This is a genomic window from Leifsonia sp. NPDC102414 (genome assembly GCF_044765685.1).
Taxonomy (GTDB): Bacteria; Actinomycetota; Actinomycetes; order Actinomycetales; family Microbacteriaceae; genus Leifsonia.
Map to the genome: position 1 here is coordinate 1333219 of NZ_JBIWKN010000001.1, position 17124 is coordinate 1350342.

General features: G+C 69.7%; 15 protein-coding genes. 12 read left to right on the forward strand and 3 right to left on the reverse strand.

All coding sequences use genetic code 11. The features are described 5' to 3' along the window. The first annotated feature begins 5 nt into the window (after window positions 1-5). The 7 genes from ACIRCZ_RS06390 (at window position 6) to ACIRCZ_RS06420 (ending at window position 6570) form a co-directional block, all read left to right on the forward strand. Entirely contained in the window at window positions 6-350 is a 345-nt protein-coding gene (locus tag ACIRCZ_RS06390) for a cupin domain-containing protein (RefSeq protein ID WP_402850808.1), read from the forward strand. Between the two features lie 146 nt (window positions 351-496). Next, window positions 497-1903 (forward strand): NAD(P)/FAD-dependent oxidoreductase, encoded by a 1407-nt coding sequence (locus tag ACIRCZ_RS06395; RefSeq protein ID WP_402850811.1) that lies wholly within the window; start codon window positions 497-499, stop codon window positions 1901-1903. A 72-nt stretch (window positions 1904-1975) separates the two neighbouring features. Further along, window positions 1976-3106, forward strand: coding sequence for an ABC transporter ATP-binding protein (locus tag ACIRCZ_RS06400; RefSeq protein ID WP_402850814.1), 1131 nt, complete (start codon window positions 1976-1978; stop codon window positions 3104-3106). After that, the gene (locus ACIRCZ_RS06405; protein WP_402850817.1) at window positions 3106-4290 is read left to right on the forward strand and encodes a spermidine/putrescine ABC transporter substrate-binding protein; all 1185 of its coding nucleotides are present in this window, start codon (window positions 3106-3108) and stop codon (window positions 4288-4290) included. The genes ACIRCZ_RS06400 and ACIRCZ_RS06405 overlap by 1 nt, the downstream gene beginning before the upstream one ends. Then, entirely contained in the window at window positions 4290-5297 is a 1008-nt protein-coding gene (locus ACIRCZ_RS06410) for an ABC transporter permease (protein WP_082581442.1), read from the forward strand. Before ACIRCZ_RS06405 ends, ACIRCZ_RS06410 begins: the two co-directional genes overlap by 1 nt. After that, on the forward strand, window positions 5294-6214 hold the full coding sequence (locus tag ACIRCZ_RS06415; protein ID WP_235500489.1) for an ABC transporter permease: 921 nt from the start codon (window positions 5294-5296) through the stop codon (window positions 6212-6214). The genes ACIRCZ_RS06410 and ACIRCZ_RS06415 overlap by 4 nt, the downstream gene beginning before the upstream one ends. Further along, window positions 6214-6570 carry a cupin domain-containing protein gene (locus tag ACIRCZ_RS06420; RefSeq protein ID WP_055895667.1) on the forward strand — a complete coding sequence of 119 codons (357 nt, stop codon included), beginning with the start codon at window positions 6214-6216 and terminating at the stop codon, window positions 6568-6570. Before ACIRCZ_RS06415 ends, ACIRCZ_RS06420 begins: the two co-directional genes overlap by 1 nt. Before the next feature lie 12 nt (window positions 6571-6582). On the opposite strand, the gene ACIRCZ_RS06425 is transcribed toward ACIRCZ_RS06420, so the two are convergent. Both ACIRCZ_RS06425 and ACIRCZ_RS06430 read right to left on the reverse strand, forming a co-directional pair. Further along, window positions 6583-7188 carry a TetR family transcriptional regulator gene (locus ACIRCZ_RS06425; RefSeq protein ID WP_402850823.1) on the reverse strand — a complete coding sequence of 202 codons (606 nt, stop codon included), beginning with the start codon at window positions 7186-7188 and terminating at the stop codon, window positions 6583-6585. After that, on the reverse strand, window positions 7185-8741 hold the full coding sequence (locus tag ACIRCZ_RS06430; RefSeq protein WP_402850826.1) for an APC family permease: 1557 nt from the start codon (window positions 8739-8741) through the stop codon (window positions 7185-7187). The genes ACIRCZ_RS06425 and ACIRCZ_RS06430 overlap by 4 nt, the downstream gene beginning before the upstream one ends. A gap of 152 nt (window positions 8742-8893) precedes the next feature. On the opposite strand from ACIRCZ_RS06430, the gene ACIRCZ_RS06435 reads away from it, so the two are divergent. Continuing rightward, the gene (locus ACIRCZ_RS06435) at window positions 8894-10024 is read left to right on the forward strand and encodes a P1 family peptidase (protein ID WP_082581483.1); all 1131 of its coding nucleotides are present in this window, start codon (window positions 8894-8896) and stop codon (window positions 10022-10024) included. Between the two features lie 101 nt (window positions 10025-10125). On the opposite strand, the gene ACIRCZ_RS06440 is transcribed toward ACIRCZ_RS06435, so the two are convergent. Continuing rightward, entirely contained in the window at window positions 10126-11859 is a 1734-nt protein-coding gene (locus ACIRCZ_RS06440) for a PucR family transcriptional regulator (RefSeq protein ID WP_402850830.1), read from the reverse strand. Between the two features lie 93 nt (window positions 11860-11952). Between ACIRCZ_RS06440 and ACIRCZ_RS06445 the strand changes: the two genes are divergently transcribed. The 4 genes from ACIRCZ_RS06445 (at window position 11953) to ACIRCZ_RS06460 (ending at window position 17062) form a co-directional block, all read left to right on the forward strand. Further along, entirely contained in the window at window positions 11953-13437 is a 1485-nt protein-coding gene (locus ACIRCZ_RS06445) for a CoA-acylating methylmalonate-semialdehyde dehydrogenase (RefSeq protein ID WP_402850833.1), read from the forward strand. A 19-nt stretch (window positions 13438-13456) separates the two neighbouring features. Then, window positions 13457-14875 (forward strand): aspartate aminotransferase family protein, encoded by a 1419-nt coding sequence (locus ACIRCZ_RS06450; RefSeq protein WP_055895661.1) that lies wholly within the window; start codon window positions 13457-13459, stop codon window positions 14873-14875. Window positions 14876-14982: 107 nt separating this feature from the next. Then, a complete protein-coding gene (locus tag ACIRCZ_RS06455; protein ID WP_402850837.1) occupies window positions 14983-16092 on the forward strand; it encodes an NYN domain-containing protein in 1110 nt (369 codons plus the stop codon). A 34-nt stretch (window positions 16093-16126) separates the two neighbouring features. Further along, window positions 16127-17062: an NADP-dependent oxidoreductase gene (locus tag ACIRCZ_RS06460; protein ID WP_402850840.1), complete on the forward strand. Its 936-nt coding sequence runs from the start codon at window positions 16127-16129 to the stop codon at window positions 17060-17062. The last annotated feature ends 62 nt before the right edge of the window (window positions 17063-17124 follow it).

Genomic DNA, 17124 nt, shown 5'->3' on the forward strand with positions numbered 1-17124 from the left:
GAGGCATGGAGCTGTCTGCTGAGAACCCTGTCGTCCGCGTCGTCGTCCAGGACGTGACGCTGCCGGAGCCGCGGCCGTTCGGTCGCATCCAGAGCCGTCGCATCACGATCGCGCCCGGCGCGGAGTCCGGGCTGCACGTCCACAACGGCCCCGTCATCGGGAGCATCGAGACCGGGACGGCGATCTACCAGATCGAGGGCGGCGAGGAGCGCGTGCTCATTGCGGGCGACCTGTTCTACGAGCCGGAGGGCGGCAGGATCGCGCGCTTCGACGCAGGCCCCCAGGGCGTGACCTTCCTCGGGCACTTCCCGGTCGGCGCCGACGAGGAGCCGTCGATCGAGTTCCCCTGAGTGCAACGACGGTTTTCGCACCGTTCCCGGCGGTTAGCCGGACGAAATGGATGGAAACTCGTCGGAATCGGTACGGAATCGGTCGTTCTGTGTCGGTGGGGACAGGCAGAATGTTCCAAACACCAGGCAGAGAGGCGCGTGACACCGTGGGCAGCACCGTATTCGAACGAAGCCGCCCGGACGCGTCCGTCGTGCGGCACGCTCTGGCGGACACGCGGCAGGCGGTGTTCTGGACCGAGGACGCGCCCGGAGAGGCGTACCCGACACTGACCGGGGACATCGGCTGCGATCTCGCGGTGGTCGGCGGCGGATACTCCGGCCTCTGGACGGCGCTCATCGCCAAGCAGGAGAACCCGGCAGCGAGGGTGGTCCTGCTCGAAGCGCGTCGCATCGGCTGGGCGGCGTCCGGGCGCAACGGCGGATTCTGCGAGGCCAGCCTCACCCACGGCGAGGACAACGGGCGCAGCCGGTTCCCCCAGGAGTTCGACCAGCTCCAGCGGCTCGGGATGCAGAACCTGGACGAGATCGAGTCCACGATCCTGCAGCTCGGGCTCGACGCCGACTTCGAACGCAACGGCGCCATCGACATCGCCACCGAACCGCACCAGGTGGAGTGGCTGCGCGAGGCTGTCGACGGCGACGACGCGGTGTTCCTCGACGCAGACGCCGTGCGCGCCGAAGTGCACTCCCCGACGTACCTCGGCGGCCTGCTCCGCACGCGCGACTCCTCGCTCGTGCACCCGGCCAAGCTCGCCAGGGCGCTCGCCAGCGCCTGCGCCGACGCCGGCGTCGAGATCTTCGAGAACAGTCCGGTGCAGAGCATCGGAGACGGCACCGTGCTCGAGACGCCCCGCGGCGTCGTCCGCGCGGAGCGCACAGCGCTCGCGACCAACGTGTTCCCGAGCCTGCTCAAGCGCAACAGGCTGGCGACCGTTCCGGTGTACGACTACGTGCTGATGACGGAGCCGCTGACGGACGCGCAGCTCGCATTCATCGGCTGGTCGGGCAGACAGGGCCTCGGCGACTCGGCCAACCAGTTCCACTACTACCGGCTCTCAGCGGACAACCGCATCCTGTTCGGCGGCTACGACGCGATCTACCACTACGGCGGGCGCGTGCGCGAGGAGTACGAGAACCGGCCGGAGACCTTCGAGCGGCTGGCCAGCCACTTCTTCACGACCTTCCCGCAACTGGAGGGCGTGCGGTTCAGCAACAAGTGGGCGGGCGCGATCGACACCTGCAGCCGGTTCTGCGCGTTCTTCGGTTCCGCCAGGGGAGGCCGCGTCGCCTACGCGACGGGATACACCGGGCTCGGCGTCGCGGCCACCCACTTCGGCGCGAAGGTGATGCTCGACCTGCTCGCAGGGCGCAGCACGGAGCGCACAGAGCTGGCGATGGTCAAGAGCAGGCCGCTCCCGTTCCCTCCGGAGCCCGCCGCATCCATCGGCATCAACCTGACCCGCGTATCGCTCGACCGCGCCGACCACAACGACGGCAAGCGCAATCTGTTCCTGAAGACCCTGGATGCGGTCGGTCTGGGCTTCGATAGCTGACCGCGCTTCCGAGCTCGCTCCCCCTTCCCCCCGCTCCCACCACGGCCCCCGACAGTACCGAGGAGAACATCAATGACGATCAGCCCACCCGAGACCGACGGCTCCGTGCAGTTGCGCGGCGTCACCAAACTGTTCGGCTCGCAGACGGCGGTCGATCACATCGACCTCGACGTGCACAGCGGCGAGTTCATCTCCCTCCTCGGGCCGTCCGGCTGCGGCAAGACGACGCTGCTGCGGATGATCGCCGGGTTCGAGCATCCGGATGCCGGCGACATCCTGGTCGGCGGGGCGAGTGTCCTGAACACGCCGCCGTTCAAGCGCCCCGTCAACACCGTGTTCCAGTCGTACGCGCTGTTCCCGCACATGACCGTGGCAGAGAACGTCGCATACGGCCTGCGGCAGAAGCGGGTGCCGCGCGCCGAGATCGCCGGCCGGGTGCGGGATGCGCTCGACATGGCACGGATGGGCGGGTTCGCAGACCGCAGCCCGCAGAAGCTCTCAGGCGGGCAGCAGCAGCGTGTCGCCCTGGCCCGCGCGCTCGTCAACCGGCCGCGCGTTCTCCTGCTCGACGAGCCGATGTCAGCCCTCGACCGCAAGCTGCGCGAGGAGATGCAGATCGAACTGAAGCTGCTGCAGCGCCAGCTCGGCATCACGTTCGTGTTCGTCACTCACGACCAGCAGGAGGCGCTCTCGATGAGCGACCGCATCGTGGTGATGCAGGGCGGCGCCGTGCAGCAGGTCGGATCGACGGAGTCGGTGTACCTGTCTCCCTCGAACGCCTTCGTGGCCGGGTTCATCGGCAAGCAGAACTTCCTCGACGCGACCGTGCAGCAGGACGGCGTGCTGCTCGCCGCAGACGGGCCGGTCGGCTCTGCGGCCGGACGACAGGATGCGCACGCAGGCGATCGCGTGCGGGTCGCCGTGCGCGCGGAGGCGGTCACCGTCGTCGCCGAACGTCCGGCGACGAACGCCGTGCGCGGCACGCTGGCCGGGATCTCGTTTCTCGGCGATGTGATCCAGTACGTGGTCGTCACGGCGGCGGGCGTCGAGCTCCTCTCGCGGCAGGCCCCCGGCCAGGCAGCCCACCTCAGCACCGGGCAGGACGTGTGGTGCGGCTGGGAGGAGACAGAGGTTCACGTGTTCCCTGCCGACGACGCGGGCACGTCTCCTTCCGCCTCCGGCACCGGCGCAGAGGCCGCCTGATGGCGGGTCTCGGAGACCGGCGAGCGGCCGACGTCGTCGCCCTCATCCCGAAGGCGGGTTCCGCACGGATCACCAGGCGCGCCCTGCTCAGCGGCTTCGCCGTGACGGCGGCCGGACTGGCGCTCAGCGCGTGCAGCAAGCAGACCGCGTTCGGCGCATCCATCGCTCCGGACGGAAAGCTGGAGAGCCAGCTCAACGTCTACAGCTGGGGCGACTACGACGACCCGGCCAACATCTCCGCGTTCCAGAAGAAGACCGGCGTGACCGTGCAGCTCGACAGCTACGGCTCCAACGAAGAGATGATCGCCAAACTCGGCGCCACCCGCGGCACGAGTGGATACGACATCGTCGTCCCGACAGGCAACTACGTGCCGATGATGGCCGCGAACGGTCTGCTGCAAAAGCTCGACCACTCCCGCCTGCGCAACTTCGGCAACCTCGACCCGCACTACACCGACCAGTCCTGGGACCGCGGCAACGTCTATACGGTCTGCAAGGACTGGGGAACCACCGGGTTCGCGTACGACACGAACGTCATCACGCGCCCGATGAGCTCGTGGGCCGACTTCCTCGACGCCGCCCAGAAGGAGGCGAGCAAGAACGTCGCCGTGCTCGAAGACCCGTGGGAGGTGACCAGCATGTACTTCGCCGCCAACGGCATCGACCCGAACACGACGAGGAAGGCCGACCTGGATGCGGCTGAGCAGTACCTGGTGAACACCCTCGCCCCGCACCTCAAGGCGTTCAACTCGACCGCGGTCACCAGCGGCATCCCAGAGGGCACCTTCGCGCTCATCCAGGCGTTCAACGGCGACGCAAGGCAGGGACTGCTCGCGACGGACACGGTCCCGAAGAACTGGAAGTTCGTCTATCCGACGCCCACCGCCAACCTCTGGATGGACACCTGGGCCATCGCGACGGGGGCTCAGCATCCGGATGCGGCGTACGCGTTCATCGACGCGATCCTGGAGCCGGACGCCTCCTACCGCGAGGTCGACTACATCGGGTACTCGACCGGCGTGAAGGGCCTCAAGGAGCGGGCGAAGAAGGAGGGGTTCGACCTTCCCGAGCTGGTGTTCCCCTCCGACGAGGTGATCGCGCGGCTCACCCCGGCCGAGCTCAACGACGCGGCCGAACGGCTGGTGTCGATTGTGAACCGCATGATGGCGAAGGCAGGCTCGTGATGACGACGACAGCGACCGCATCCTCCATCGGCGGCGAGCACCTCGATGGCGAAGACGTCGACGGCCGACGCGCTGCCCCTGGGAGCGCGCCCCGACAGCGCCGCCCGCTCCGCTCCCGGATCTCAGGCACGACCGTGGCCGGCTTCCCGACCTGGGCGTTCGTGCTGTTCTTCTTCATCGTGCCGCTGGCGCTCGTGCTCTGGTACAGCTTCGGCTACAAGCCCGACCTGTTCTCCGCGCACGCCAACGACAAGCTGTCCTTCGACCGCTACGCGGAGGCTCTGGACGCGACCTTCCTCGGCACGTTCCTGAACACCCTGCGGATCGGGCTGCTCGGCACGGCGATCTGCCTGGTGATCGCTGTGCCGTTCGCATACTGGCTGGCGGTGAAGCTGCGGCCGCAGTACCGCGCGCTCGCCCTGGCGCTCGTGCTCGTGCCGTTCTGGACCAACTTCCTGGTGCGCACGCTCGGCTGGCAGATCGTGCTCTCGCCGCAGGGCTTCCTCTCCGACGCGTTGCAGGGGCTCGGGATCATCCACGGCAACCTCGACGTGCTCTACACCCAGGCGGCGGTGCAGCTCGGCGTCGTCTACAACTACCTGCCGCTGATGATCCTGCCGCTCTACGTCGCCATGGACCGCGCCGGCCAGCCGTTGCGCGAGGCGAGCGCGGACCTCGGAGCCAACCGGGTGCGCACGTTCCTGCAGGTGACGCTTCCGCTCGCTGCTCCCGGGATCGCATCCGGATGCCTGCTGGTGTTCATCCCGCTGATGGGCGACTACGTCACGGCGTCCGTGCTCGGCGGCGCGCAGGGCAACATGGTCGGCCAACTCGTGGCCAGCCAGTTCAACACCGCGCAGAACTGGGCGCTCGGCTCGGCGATGGCCGTGCTGCTGATGCTGTTCATCGCCGCGGCCGTTGTCGTCGTCGGCGGCGCGACCCTGATCATCCGGTTCCTGGTCCGCCGCTCGCGACGGGTCGACCTCACGAAGGGAGCGGCGGCATGACGACGCAGACGGCGACAGAGGCGATGGCCGCGGTCCGCACCAGGGAGTCCGGCGACCGGCCGCGGAAGCGGCGGCGGCGCGACGGGGTGCACATCGGGCTGACGGTGTGGGGCATCCTGGTGTTCGCGTTCCTGTTCCTGCCCATCCTGGTGATGCTGGTGTACTCGTTCAACACCGGGCGGCTGCTGGCCACCTGGCAGGGCTTCGGGCTCGACGCGTACGTGAACGCGTGGGCGAACCCGGTGATCCGGTCGTCGGTGGTCACGTCGCTGGAGGCCGCGCTCGGCGCTGCGGTCCTCTCGACGATCCTCGGCACGCTCGGCGGGCTGGCGCTCGCGCGGTCCAAGGCGCGCACGTCGTGGGTGCTCTGGGCGACCCTGCTGCTGACGATCACCCTGTTCACGCCGGAGATCGTGGATGCGGTCTCGATGCTCCCCTGGTTCGTCAGTCTTGGCACGGACTTCGGCATCGGCGTGTTCAGCAACGGCCTGGTGCGCCTCGTCGTCGCCCACGCCGTGCTGTCCGTCGCTGTCGTGACGTTCATCGTGCGCGCCAGGATGCAGGGCATGGACGAAGCCCTCGAGGAGGCCGCCGCCGACCTGTACGCGCCACCGCTGAAGCGCTTCTGGCAGATCACGCTGCCCGTGGCGAGCCCGGCGATCTGGGCCGGCGCGCTGATGTCGTTCACCCTCAGCCTGGACAACACGATCGTCTCCAGCTTCGTCCAGGTCCCCGGCTCGACCCCGTGGCCCGTCTACATCTTCAGCTCCCTCCGCGTCGGCCTCCGGCCGGAGATCGCTGCGGTGTCCGCCGTGATGTTCGTGCTCACCCTGATCGCCCTCGCGGTCGTGGCGTTCGTGCTGCGCCGCAGTGGCGCATCCACGGAAGAGATGGCGAAGACCTTGGCGAGCGCGTGATGGGCGACGCGACGGCGGGTCTCACCGCCACGGGACGGGTGGATGCGCTCGCCACGCCGCTCGCGCACGAGCCGGTCCCCGAGGCGCAGCGGATCGCCGGCTCGCCGACGACCGGGCTGGTCTCGCTCGGCACGTTCGGCGACGTGGAGGTGGGCGTCTGGGAGATGACCCCCGGCACGTCGACCGACGTGGAGGACGACGAGCTGTTCGTGGTGATCGCCGGACGCGCGACCATCGCGTTCCCGGCGACCGGCGACGTGCTCGCGGTCGGGCCGGGCGACGTGGTGCGCCTGACCGCCGGTGACGCGACGGTGTGGACGGTGACGGAGACGCTGCGGAAGGTGTGGCTGGCCTAGGCCGGAGCGCCGTCAGCCGTTGTCGACCAGATCGCACCCCAGCGCCAGCTCCGCGTATGAGAGAACGTTCCGCCTGCTCTGCGCCCGGTCGAGGTCGACGCCGATCAGCGGATACAGGTCGTACGCATCCTCCAGCGCGACGAGGTTGCGGGCTATGACCGCTGCATCAGAGGCGAGTCGGAAGGTGCCGAGGCCGGCGCCGATTTCGATGGTGGTGCGGTAGAGCATCACCTGACGCTCGACGATCGAGCGGTGCAACGGCTTGAACTGCGGCTGCTCGCGCAGCAGAGGGATGCACTCGTACACGATGCGCAGGTCGTCGCTGATCACGTCGGGCACACCGGCCTCGACGAGGGCGACGATGCGGTCTCTGGGATCGTCGTGGCGCTCTGCGATGGTGCGGCGGCGCTCGTAGAACTCCTCGACCACGCCCTCGACCGCCGCGAACATCAGCTCGTCGAACGACGGGAAGTAGTAGAGCACCGCCCCGGCGCTCACCTCGGCCTCCGCCGCCACTGCGCGCACGTTCGTCGCTGCGATGCCCCGCTCGCGGGCCACCTTGCGGGTGGCGGTGACGAGCTCTTCGCGTCGCTTCGCCTGTCGTGTGGTCGTCGTCACCGTTCTCCTGTCACCAGCTGCGCATCCACGCCGGCTGCTGCATCCTCGTCCGCCGTCGCGATGTTCGTCAGCGCAGCGTAGCGCGCCGGGGAACGTCTGCGCATGACCAGCCCCACCACGATCCCCGCCACGAACAGGATCGGGGTCGGCAGCAGCAGGATCCAGTTGACCGCGCCCTCCATCCCTGTCACCACATCGAAGTTGAACACGATGAGGAGGAGGCCGGTGATCAGCCCGAGCGCGCCGAGCGCCGGAGCGATGAGCGCCCGGAAGACGCTGTGACCCCTGCGGTCGCGGGAGAAGAAGCCGACGACGGACACCGCGGCGACCGCCTGAGCGAACACCAGCCCTGCGACACCGGTGGCGTACGTCCAGATCGCGAGCTGCAGGAACGGGTCTGCCCCCGTCAGGATGCACACCACCACGGCGATCAGGCAGATGACCGACAGCAGCAGGCTCGCGCGATACGGCGACCGCGTCACCGGGTGCGTGCGGCCGAGCGACCTCGGCAGCAGTCCCTCGCGCCCCAGCGAGAACAGGTAGCGGGAGCAGGCGTTGTGGAACGCGAGGAGACACGCGAAGAAGCTGGTGACGATGAGGACGCGCATCGCGATGGTCGCCCACTCCCCCAGATAGCTCCCGGATGCGCTGAACACCATGTCCTGGAAGTCGTCTCCTCGCGCCATCGCGAGCACGCCCTGCGCCCCGAACGCAACCGTGAGGATCCAGAAGGTGAACGCGTAGAAGATCCCGAGGAAGGCGACGGCGATGTACGTGGCTGCCGGCACCGTCCGCTTCGGGTCTTTGGCCTCCTCCGCGTAGATGGCTGTGCCCTCGAAGCCCAGATACGCGCCGAAGCCGACGACGAAGAGGCTGCCAGCTCCCGCGGCGAAGAAGACGTTCGCCGGGTCGAACGAGGCGAACGAGATGGGCTCAGGGCCGCCCTGGATGAGCACGGCGACGGCGAGCACCAGCAGGATCGCGACCTCGAGGGTCAGCAGCACACCGAGCACCTTCGCGCCGACGTCGATGTGGCGGTAGCCGAGCAGCCCGACGATCACCAGCGCGACGAGCGAGTAGACGCCCCACGGCAGGTCGATGCCGAACAGGTCGTTGAAGGTCGACTGACCGAAGAAGCCGATGAAGCCGTAGAAGCAGACGCAGAGGAAGCCGTAGGCGAACACGGTCACGAACGCGATGCCGATCCCTGCCGGTTTACCGAGGCCGCGGGCGGCATAGATGTAGAACGCCCCGGTGTTGCGGACGTGCTTGGACATCGCGGTGAAACCCATCGAGAACAGGATCAGGATGAGCCCGCAGGTCAGCATCGCGCCCGGCGCTCCGATGCCGCCCATCCGCAGCGTGGTCGGCCCCGCGCTCACCACCACCGTCAGGGGTGCTGCGGCCGAGATCACGAAGAAGACGATGCCCCACACCCCTAGACGACCGGAAGCGAGGGCGCCGCGGTTCTCGGTCGACGGCGCCGATCGGCCTCCCTGCGCACCGGACCGGGCCGGCGCGGCCGGGCGGTCGCTCTGCTGATGCTGTGACATGGTGCTCCTCTGGTCGATGCGTCGTTGCACGGCGGGATGCGAGATGCTGTTGAACACGGATTAAACGCACACTGCGCATCCGTTGTCAATGAATCAAAGGTCTGTCGACCATTTTTCTGAACACGTGTTCAATTCAGTGTATGCTGTCCGCCATGACAGCCCCAGCCGGAACGCCCAGAGCCCGCGACCTCGGCGTGCCCTTCGACGGCACCCAGGGACCCGCGAACGCGATCACTGACGTCCCCGGCGTCGAGGTCGGCTACGTCACACTCTCCGACGGCCCCGTGCAGACCGGCGTCACCGCGATCCTGCCGCGTGGGCGCGACGGTGTCGGCACAGCCTGCGCCGCCGCGACCTTCTCGCTCAATGGCAACGGCGAGCTCACCGGACGCAGCTGGATCGACGAGTCCGGCTCCCTCGCCCTGCCCGTTCTGATCACCAACTCGCACGCGGTCGGAACAATCCATCGCGGCGTCGTCGACTGGGTCGCTCTGGAGCATCCTGCCGTCGCGGCCCAGTGGATGCTCCCCGTCGTCGGCGAGACCTGGGACGGCTACCTCAACGACATCAACGGCGCACATGTCCGCCAGGAGCACGCGGCGGAGGCGATCATGCTGGCACACGGCGGCCCGATCGCGGAGGGCTCGGTCGGCGGTGGCACCGGCATGAACTGCTACGCGTTCAAGGGCGGCTCCGGCACCGCATCCCGGGTCGTGGCGCACGGCGGGAGCAGCTACACGGTCGGCGTGTTCCTGCAAGCCAACTTCGGCAAGCGTTCCGAATTGCGGCTCGCCGGGGTGCCGCTCGGCCGCCGCTCCGCCGCGCCGAACCCGATGGAGGAGTCGGACTGGTTCTCCCGGGACGGCGTGCAGCAGGCATCGGTGGCCGGCGCTGGTTCCGTCATCGCGGTCGTCGCGACGGACGCTCCGCTGCTCCCCGGCCAGCTCGCAGCCATCGCCAGGCGCGTTCCGCTCGGTCTCGCCCGCACGGGCACGACCGGGAGTCACTTCTCCGGAGACATCTTCCTCGCGTTCTCGACGGCGAACGCCGGGGCGTTCGGCTCCAGGATGCCCGCCGGACCGGCGACGGACGCCGACCGCGACACCATCGCCGCTCTGCCGTGGGGCCACATCGACGCGTTCTTCGAAGCGACGGTGGAGGCCGTCGAGGAGGCGGTCGCCAACGCGCTCGTGGCAGCACGGGATGCGGTCGGCCGCGCCGGCCACGCCAGCTATGCCCTCCCCCACGCCGAACTCCGCGCCGCCTTCTCCCCCACCGCCTGATCGATCGAGTCAGGACTTGTGCACGCGCTCCCCCGGCGTGTCGCGTGCATAAGTCCCGCCTCGATTGCTTCGGCGGCGCGGGAGGGGCCGGGGGCGGGCGGTCAGGCGCGGGCGGAGCGGGCGAGGAGTGCCGCGTGCAGGGCGGAGAGGGTCTCGCCGTCGTCGAGGTCCATCGCGAGCAGGTCCTCGATGAGCGCGATGCGCTGGTAGAAGACCGAGCGGGAGAGGTGGCTCGCCGCAGCCGCCTTCGTGCGGTTGCCAGGGTGCGCCGCGTACGCGCGCAGCACGTCGAGCAGGTCTCCGCCGTTGGCGATGTCGTAATCGATCAGCGGCCGCAGCATCAGCTCGCTGTGCTCCTGCATCCGCGGATCGGCGCCGAGCGTGGTGACCAGGCGCAGGAGCGGGCGGTGCTCGGCGCGCAGGATCGTCGTGCCCCTGGAGCGCTTGCCATCCGCGCGGGCGATGAGCTGCCCTGCCTCGGCGATCGACGCCAGCAGACCGGGGATGCCGGGGGCCTGCGACCCGAGCGCGACGGTCACCGCCGCGGCTCCGAGACCCCCGGCACCCGGCGCGCCGGAAGCAGCAGCAGCACCGCCTGCTCCCGCCGCACCGCCCACGGCGCCGCCTGCGCCACCGGCACCGGCACCGGCCGCGCGCGCGACCGCCTGCGCCACCGCGGTCAGCGCCGCATCCGTCACCGGCCGCTCCGGGCGCGACGACACCGCGAGCACGAGCATCCCGGCGGCGCGCCCCGGATGCTGCGCCACGAGCACGTCGAGGCCCTGATCGCGGGCCTCGCGCGTCGCTGCGTCAGCGAGCGCCGCACTGTCGGCACCGGACGGGCGCGCCCCGATCACCGCGCCGCTCAGCACGCGGCCGGCCACGGGCAGGCCGGACGCCTCGAAACGGGCGACCAGTCCGCTCTCGCTCGCGAACCGACGCCCGAGGAGCGCGCCGAGGAGTCTGTCGTGGCTCTGCCTGGTCCACTCGTCCGCATCCCGGTCTGCCAGTCTGCTGAGCGCGAGGGCGACCGCCGCCTGCTCGAGGACGTTCGACCGGCCGGCGGGATGCGGGAGCCCGGAGAGCGCGATGAGGTGCCCCCAGCGCATCCCGCGCGCCTCGACAGGGGTGATCAGCCAGCGCTCGTCCCCCGTGCCGCGGTGCGCCTGCCGGGAGCGCTGCTCCCAGTCGACGATGGCGACCTCCGCTGCGTCGATGCCGGAGGCGGCGATGACCCGGTGGTTGAGGTCTTCGAGCACCACCGGCGCTGCGAGCGCCCGCGCGGCCTGCGCAACGATGAAGTCGGCAGGACTTCCGCGCAGGCTGAGCTCCGTGAACAGGGCGTGGATCTCGTCCCTGGCGCGCAGCGCGACCATCTGGTCCGCAATGATGCGCGAGTGCACCGCCTCGGTGATCGCGATGAAGCGCACCTCCCTGTGCAGGACAACGAACGGCATCCCGGAGGCGCGGAACCCTGCGACCAGGGATGCGGGCGGCTCCGGCATCCTGTCGCTCAGTTCGAGCACGAGACCAGCGATGCCTCCGGCCGCCAGCCCATCGGCCAGAGCGAGCAGGCCGGCGTCGTCCGTCGGCCAGCCGGCGCCGGTGGAGAGCAGCAGCTCGCCTCCGCTGACGAGCCGCGCGCTCTCCGCCGTCTCCGAGACGTGCACCCAGCGCACCGGGCGGTCGAGCTCGTCCTCCCCCGACAGCACCTCCGGGAGGGCGCGGGCGACCTCGTCGAAGCGCAGGACGTCCCTGATGGTCGGCAGCACAGCGGACGAGCCACCCTCCGGACGATCTGTATCGCCCGCCGTCAAGCCCCGACGATCTGGCATCGCTCGCCCGCCTCCTTCTCTGTAACCATTGGGATGCAAGCCTACTGTTTTCATCCGGGCAGTTCGTCCGGCACGCATCGAAGGAGAATGCCCGTGGCCCTCATCCGTCACCTGATCGACGGCACGGAGACCGGCGAGCCCGTCCGCACCGGTCCCGTCTTCAACCCGGCGACCGGGGCGCAGCAGCACGAGGTCGTGCTCGCGAGCGTCTTCGACGTCGAAGCCGCCATCGCCGCCGCGCGCGCAGCCCTGCCCGGCTGGCGCGCGACAAGCCTGACCAAGCGCGCCGACGTGCTGTTCAAGCTGCGTCACCTCCTCACCGAGCGCTCCGCGGAGCTCGCCGCCATCGTCACCAGCGAGCACGGCAAGGTGCTCTCCGACGCCGCAGGCGAGATCGGCCGCGGACTGGAGAACGTCGAGTTCGCCTCCGGCCTCATCAACCAGCTCAAGGGCGAGTACAGCGAACAGGTGTCCACCGGCATCGACGTGCACAGCGTCAAGCAGCCCGTCGGCGTCGTCGGCTGCATCACCCCGTTCAACTTCCCGGTGATGGTGCCGCTCTGGATGGTCGCGAGCGCCATCGCCTGCGGCAACACGGTCGTGCTCAAGCCGAGCGAGAAGGACCCGAGCGCGTCCGTCTTCCTGGCGAAACTGTTCCTCGAGGCCGGTCTCCCCGCCGGCGTCCTCAATGTGGTGCACGGAGACAAGGTCGCCGTCGACACCATCCTCGACAGCCCCCAGGTGGATGCGGTCAGCTTCGTCGGCTCCACCCCGATCGCCCGCTCGATCTACCAGCGGGCGAGCGCCAACGGCAAGCGCGTGCAGGCTCTCGGCGGCGCGAAGAACCACATGGTCGTCCTGGAGGACGCCGACATCGAGGCCGCGGCGGACGCCGCCGTGTCCGCCGCATACGGATCGGCGGGCGAGCGCTGCATGGCGGTGAGCGTGCTCGTGGCCGTCGGCGACGTCGGCGACCGGCTGGTCCCGGCGATCGAGCGCCGCCTCGGCGCGCTCGTGATCGGCGACGGCACGGACGCGGCGAGCGAGATGGGCCCACTGATCACGCGGGAGCACCGCGACAAGGTCGCCTCCTACGTCACGGGAGCCGCCGCAGAGGGCGCGACCGTGGTGGTCGACGGCACCGCCAAGCAGTTCGACGCGGACGGCTTCTTCATCGGTGTGAGCCTGATCGACGACGTCGGAACGGAGATGGCCGTCTACACCGACGAGATCTTCGGCCCTGTGCTCTCCGTGGTCAGGGTCGACACCTTCGAGGACGCCGTGGACCTCGTCAACAGCAACGTCTACGGCAACGGCGTCGCCCTGTTCACCCGCGACGGCGGCGCCGCCCGCCAGTTCGAGTTCGACATCGAGGTGGGCATGGTGGGCATCAACGTCCCCATCCCCGTGCCGATCGGCGCGTACTCGTTCGGCGGCTGGAAGAACTCGCTGTTCGGCGACTCGCACATCTACGGACCGGAGTCGTTCCACTTCTACACGCGCAGCAAGGTCGTCACCACGCGCTGGCCTGACCCGGTGCACTCGAAGATCGAGCTCGCCTTCCCCGGCAACTCCTGAGCAGGACAGGACGGACACCATGACCGACACCATCGCATCCACCACCGCTGCTCGCACCGGATACCAGGACAGGCGCGGCGTCACGCACGCCTTCGGCGACAGCGACGCGGAGACCCAGGTGCGCGCCGACGACCGCAGCCACGTTTTCCACTCCTGGAGCGCACAGGCGCAGATCGACCCGCTGCCCATCGCGGCCGGCGAAGGCTCGACGTTCTGGGACTACAAGGGCAACGCGTACCTCGACTTCAGCTCGCAGCTGGTGAACCTCAACCTCGGCCACCAGCACCCCGACCTGGTGCGCGCCATCCAGGAGCAGGCTGGACGCCTCGCGACCATCCAGCCGTCAATGGCGAACGATGTGCGCGGCGAGCTCGCCAGGCGGATCGCCCGCGTCGCCCCCGGCACCCTGAACCGGGTGTTCTTCACCAACGGGGGTGCGGATGCGAACGAGTACGCCGTGCGCATGGCCAGGCGCGTCACCGGCCGCCGCAAGGTGCTGTCGATGTACCGCTCGTACCACGGCGGCACCGGCGCGGCCATCTCCCTGACCGGCGACCCCCGGCGCTGGGCCAACGAGCCGAGCGACCCGTCCGTCGCCCACTTCTTCGGCCCGTACCTGTACCGCTCCGCCTTCCACGCGAGCACGCAGGAGGAGGAGACCCAGCGCGCGCTCGAGCACCTGGAGAGCGTGATCGTGCTGGAGGGCGCTGCCACGATCGCCGCGATCGTCCTCGAGACCATCGTCGGGACCAACGGCGTGCTCGTGCCGCCTCCCGGGTACCTGGCCGGGGTGCGTGCGCTCTGCGACCGCTACGGCATCGTCTACATCGCCGACGAGGTCATGGTCGGCTTCGGCCGCGTCGGCGAGTGGTTCGCCGTGGATGCGTTCGGTGTCGTCCCCGACCTGATCACCTTCGCCAAGGGGGTCAACTCCGGCTATGTTCCGCTCGGCGGCGTGGTGATCTCGGACAGGATCGCGGAGTTCTTCGACGATGTGTCGTTCCAGGGCGGACTCACGTATTCCGGGCATCCACTGGCCTGCGCGGCGGGGGTCGCGACGTTCGAGGTGTTCGAGCGCGACGGCATCCTGGAGCGCGTGCGCGACCTCGGAGAGCGGGTGGTCGAGCCGACGATCACCGGGTGGCTGGACACGCATCCATCGCTCGGCGAGGTGCGCGGCCGCGGACTGTTCTGGGCGCTCGAGCTCGTGCGCGACCGCGAGACCCGCGAGCCGCTCGTGCCGTTCAACGCCGCCGGCGCCGACGCCGCCCCGATGGCCGAGGTGGCTGCCGTGTGCAAGGCGGCCGGAGTGTGGCCGTTCACGCACTTCAACCGGATGCACATCGCGCCGCCGCTGGTGATCGAGGAGGACGAGCTGCGCCGCGGTCTCGCCGCGATCGACGCAGCGCTCAGCGTGGCCGACCGCCACACGCGCTGACCGGGAGCCCGCGCCCATCCGCAGCGCGGATCTCTCCACAGCGTGAATCCATCCACAGCGGGCTCCGGCAGGACGCCGGGGCCCCGTTGTGCGGTTAGGGTTGGGCCATGACCGAACCCGGAGACGGCCGCGTCGCCGTGTACATCGACTTCGACAACATCGTGATCTCGAGGTACGACCAAGTCCACGGCCGCGGCCAGTTCATGCGCGACAGACAGAAGGCGGCAGGCAAGACCGACCCGACCTTCACGGCGAAGCTCGCTGAGGCGACCGTGGACATCGGGGCCGTGATCGACTTCGCATCGTCGTTCGGCACGCTCGTGCTCACGCGTGCATACGCCGACTGGTCGGCCGCGGTCAACGCCGACTACCGCGGGCAGCTCGTCGGCCGCGCCGTCGACCTCGTGCAGCTCTTCCCCGCCGCCGCGTACGCCAAGAACGGCGCGGACATCCGGCTGGCCGTGGATGCGGTCGAAGACCTGTTCCGGCTGCCAGACCTCACCCACGTGGTGATCGTGGCGGGAGACTCCGACTACATCGCGCTCGCCCAGCGCTGCAAGCGGCTCGGACGCTACGTGATCGGGATCGGCGTCGCTGGGTCGACGAGCAAGTCGCTCGCAGCGGCGTGCGACGACTTCGTGACATACGACGACCTGCCCGGCGTTGCGCGCGCGGAGGACGACGACGCCGAAGAGGTCGCTGCGCCGATCGTGGCCCGCTCCCGCGCCGCTGCCAGGGGCACTGCCGCACGGGACACCGCCGCCGCCGAGCCGACCGCCGATGCTGCCGCCGAGCCGACCGCTGACGCTGCCGCACCAGCGGAGGCCGCCACCGAGACAGCCGCCGAGCCCGTTGCAGCGCCGAAGCGGCGCCGCTCGACCAAGGCAGCGGCAGCACAGGAACCCGTCGTGGAAGAACCGGCGGAGGAGCCAGGCGAAGACCCGCAAGTCGTCGCCACCCGCCTCCTCGCCCGCGCCATGCAGCTCGGGCACGAGAAAGACGACGCCGAGTGGCTGCACAGCTCAACGGTGAAGGGCCAGATGAAGCGCATGGACCCGTCGTTCAGCGAGAAGTCGCTCGGCTACCGGTCGTTCAGCGACTTCATCAAGTCGCGCAGCACGCTGGTCGAACTCGACGACAGCTCGACAGCGCAGATGCTGCGCCTCGCGCCGACCAGGGCGGCGCGACGTGCTCAGCATTCGGGCCGCGTGTCCTGAGCCGGTACACAGGTCGGGGGAATTGGATAGACGCATGGCACGACGATGGGTTGCGACACGCTGGGGTGGACTGGACGGTTGGGAGTTTCAGGAGGTCGACCTCCCGGAGCCAGGACCGGGCGAGGTGACCATCCACGTCACCGCCGCCGGGGTGAACCCGGCCGACTACAAGCACGTCTCCGCCCCGCGCGCCGGCGTCGAGCTGCCGGCGCCGATCGGCTACGAGGTGGCCGGGGTGCTGTCCGCGATCGGCCCTGATACCGAGATCGCCTCCGGAGGCGGAGCCGTCGGGGACGCGGTCGTCGCCTTCCGCATCTCCGGCGGATACGCGACGGAGGTGGTCGTGCCCGCCAAGGACGTGTTCGCGAAGCCGGCACGACTGGAGGACGCTGCGGCGGCGAACCTGCTGCTGGCCGGATCGACGGCGTCGCAGGCGCTGCACGTCGTCGGCGCGCGCGCAGGCGAGACGATCCTCGTGCACGGCGCATCCGGTGCTGTCGGGGTCAGCGTGCTGCAGCAGGCAGCCGAACTCGACGTGCACGTGATCGGGACGGCGAGCGAGGCGCGGTTCGCCGAGGTGCGCCGCTTCGGCGGGACGCCCATCGCCTACGGGCCAGGACTCCTGGACAGGGCTCGGGAGGCCGGCCACGGTCACATCCGGGCGGCCATCGACACCGTCGGCACGGACGAGGCCGTCGACGTGTCGCTCGAACTTGTCGCCGACCGCAGCCGCATCGTCACGATCGCCGCTGCGGGCCGCGCGACCCAGGACGGCTTCCAGGCGATCGGCGGCGGCCAGCCGGAGAGCGCTGCGTATCGTGACAGCGTCAGAGCCGATCTGCTGGCTCTCGCGGGCAGCGGGCGGCTGCAGGTGCCCGTCGCGCGCACGTACCCGCTCGCGGACGCGATCGAGGCGCTCACCTTCCTGCAGGAGGGGCATCCGGGCGGGAAGATCGCGTTGCTGCCGTGATCCGGTGACGCCTGGCCCCAAGCGCGCGCGTTCGACCCCGCCGGGGTCGTCGCAGCCCCGCG

What these genes read in the sequence shown, in the direction of transcription:
- ACIRCZ_RS06390 (WP_402850808.1), top strand. Translation starts at nt 6, where the DNA reads ATGGAGCTGTCTGCTGAGAACCCTGTCGTCCGCGTCGTCGTCCAGGAC.
- ACIRCZ_RS06400 (WP_402850814.1), top strand. Translation starts at nt 1,976, where the DNA reads ATGACGATCAGCCCACCCGAGACCGACGGCTCCGTGCAGTTGCGCGGC.
- ACIRCZ_RS06405 (WP_402850817.1), top strand. Translation starts at nt 3,106, where the DNA reads ATGGCGGGTCTCGGAGACCGGCGAGCGGCCGACGTCGTCGCCCTCATC.
- ACIRCZ_RS06410 (WP_082581442.1), top strand. Translation starts at nt 4,290, where the DNA reads ATGACGACGACAGCGACCGCATCCTCCATCGGCGGCGAGCACCTCGAT.
- ACIRCZ_RS06415 (WP_235500489.1), top strand. Translation starts at nt 5,294, where the DNA reads ATGACGACGCAGACGGCGACAGAGGCGATGGCCGCGGTCCGCACCAGG.
- ACIRCZ_RS06420 (WP_055895667.1), top strand. Translation starts at nt 6,214, where the DNA reads ATGGGCGACGCGACGGCGGGTCTCACCGCCACGGGACGGGTGGATGCG.
- ACIRCZ_RS06430 (WP_402850826.1), bottom strand. Translation starts at nt 8,741, where the DNA reads ATGTCACAGCATCAGCAGAGCGACCGCCCGGCCGCGCCGGCCCGGTCC.
- ACIRCZ_RS06435 (WP_082581483.1), top strand. Translation starts at nt 8,894, where the DNA reads ATGACAGCCCCAGCCGGAACGCCCAGAGCCCGCGACCTCGGCGTGCCC.
- ACIRCZ_RS06440 (WP_402850830.1), bottom strand. Translation starts at nt 11,859, where the DNA reads ATGCCAGATCGTCGGGGCTTGACGGCGGGCGATACAGATCGTCCGGAG.
- ACIRCZ_RS06450 (WP_055895661.1), top strand. Translation starts at nt 13,457, where the DNA reads ATGACCGACACCATCGCATCCACCACCGCTGCTCGCACCGGATACCAG.
- ACIRCZ_RS06455 (WP_402850837.1), top strand. Translation starts at nt 14,983, where the DNA reads ATGACCGAACCCGGAGACGGCCGCGTCGCCGTGTACATCGACTTCGAC.
- ACIRCZ_RS06460 (WP_402850840.1), top strand. Translation starts at nt 16,127, where the DNA reads ATGGCACGACGATGGGTTGCGACACGCTGGGGTGGACTGGACGGTTGG.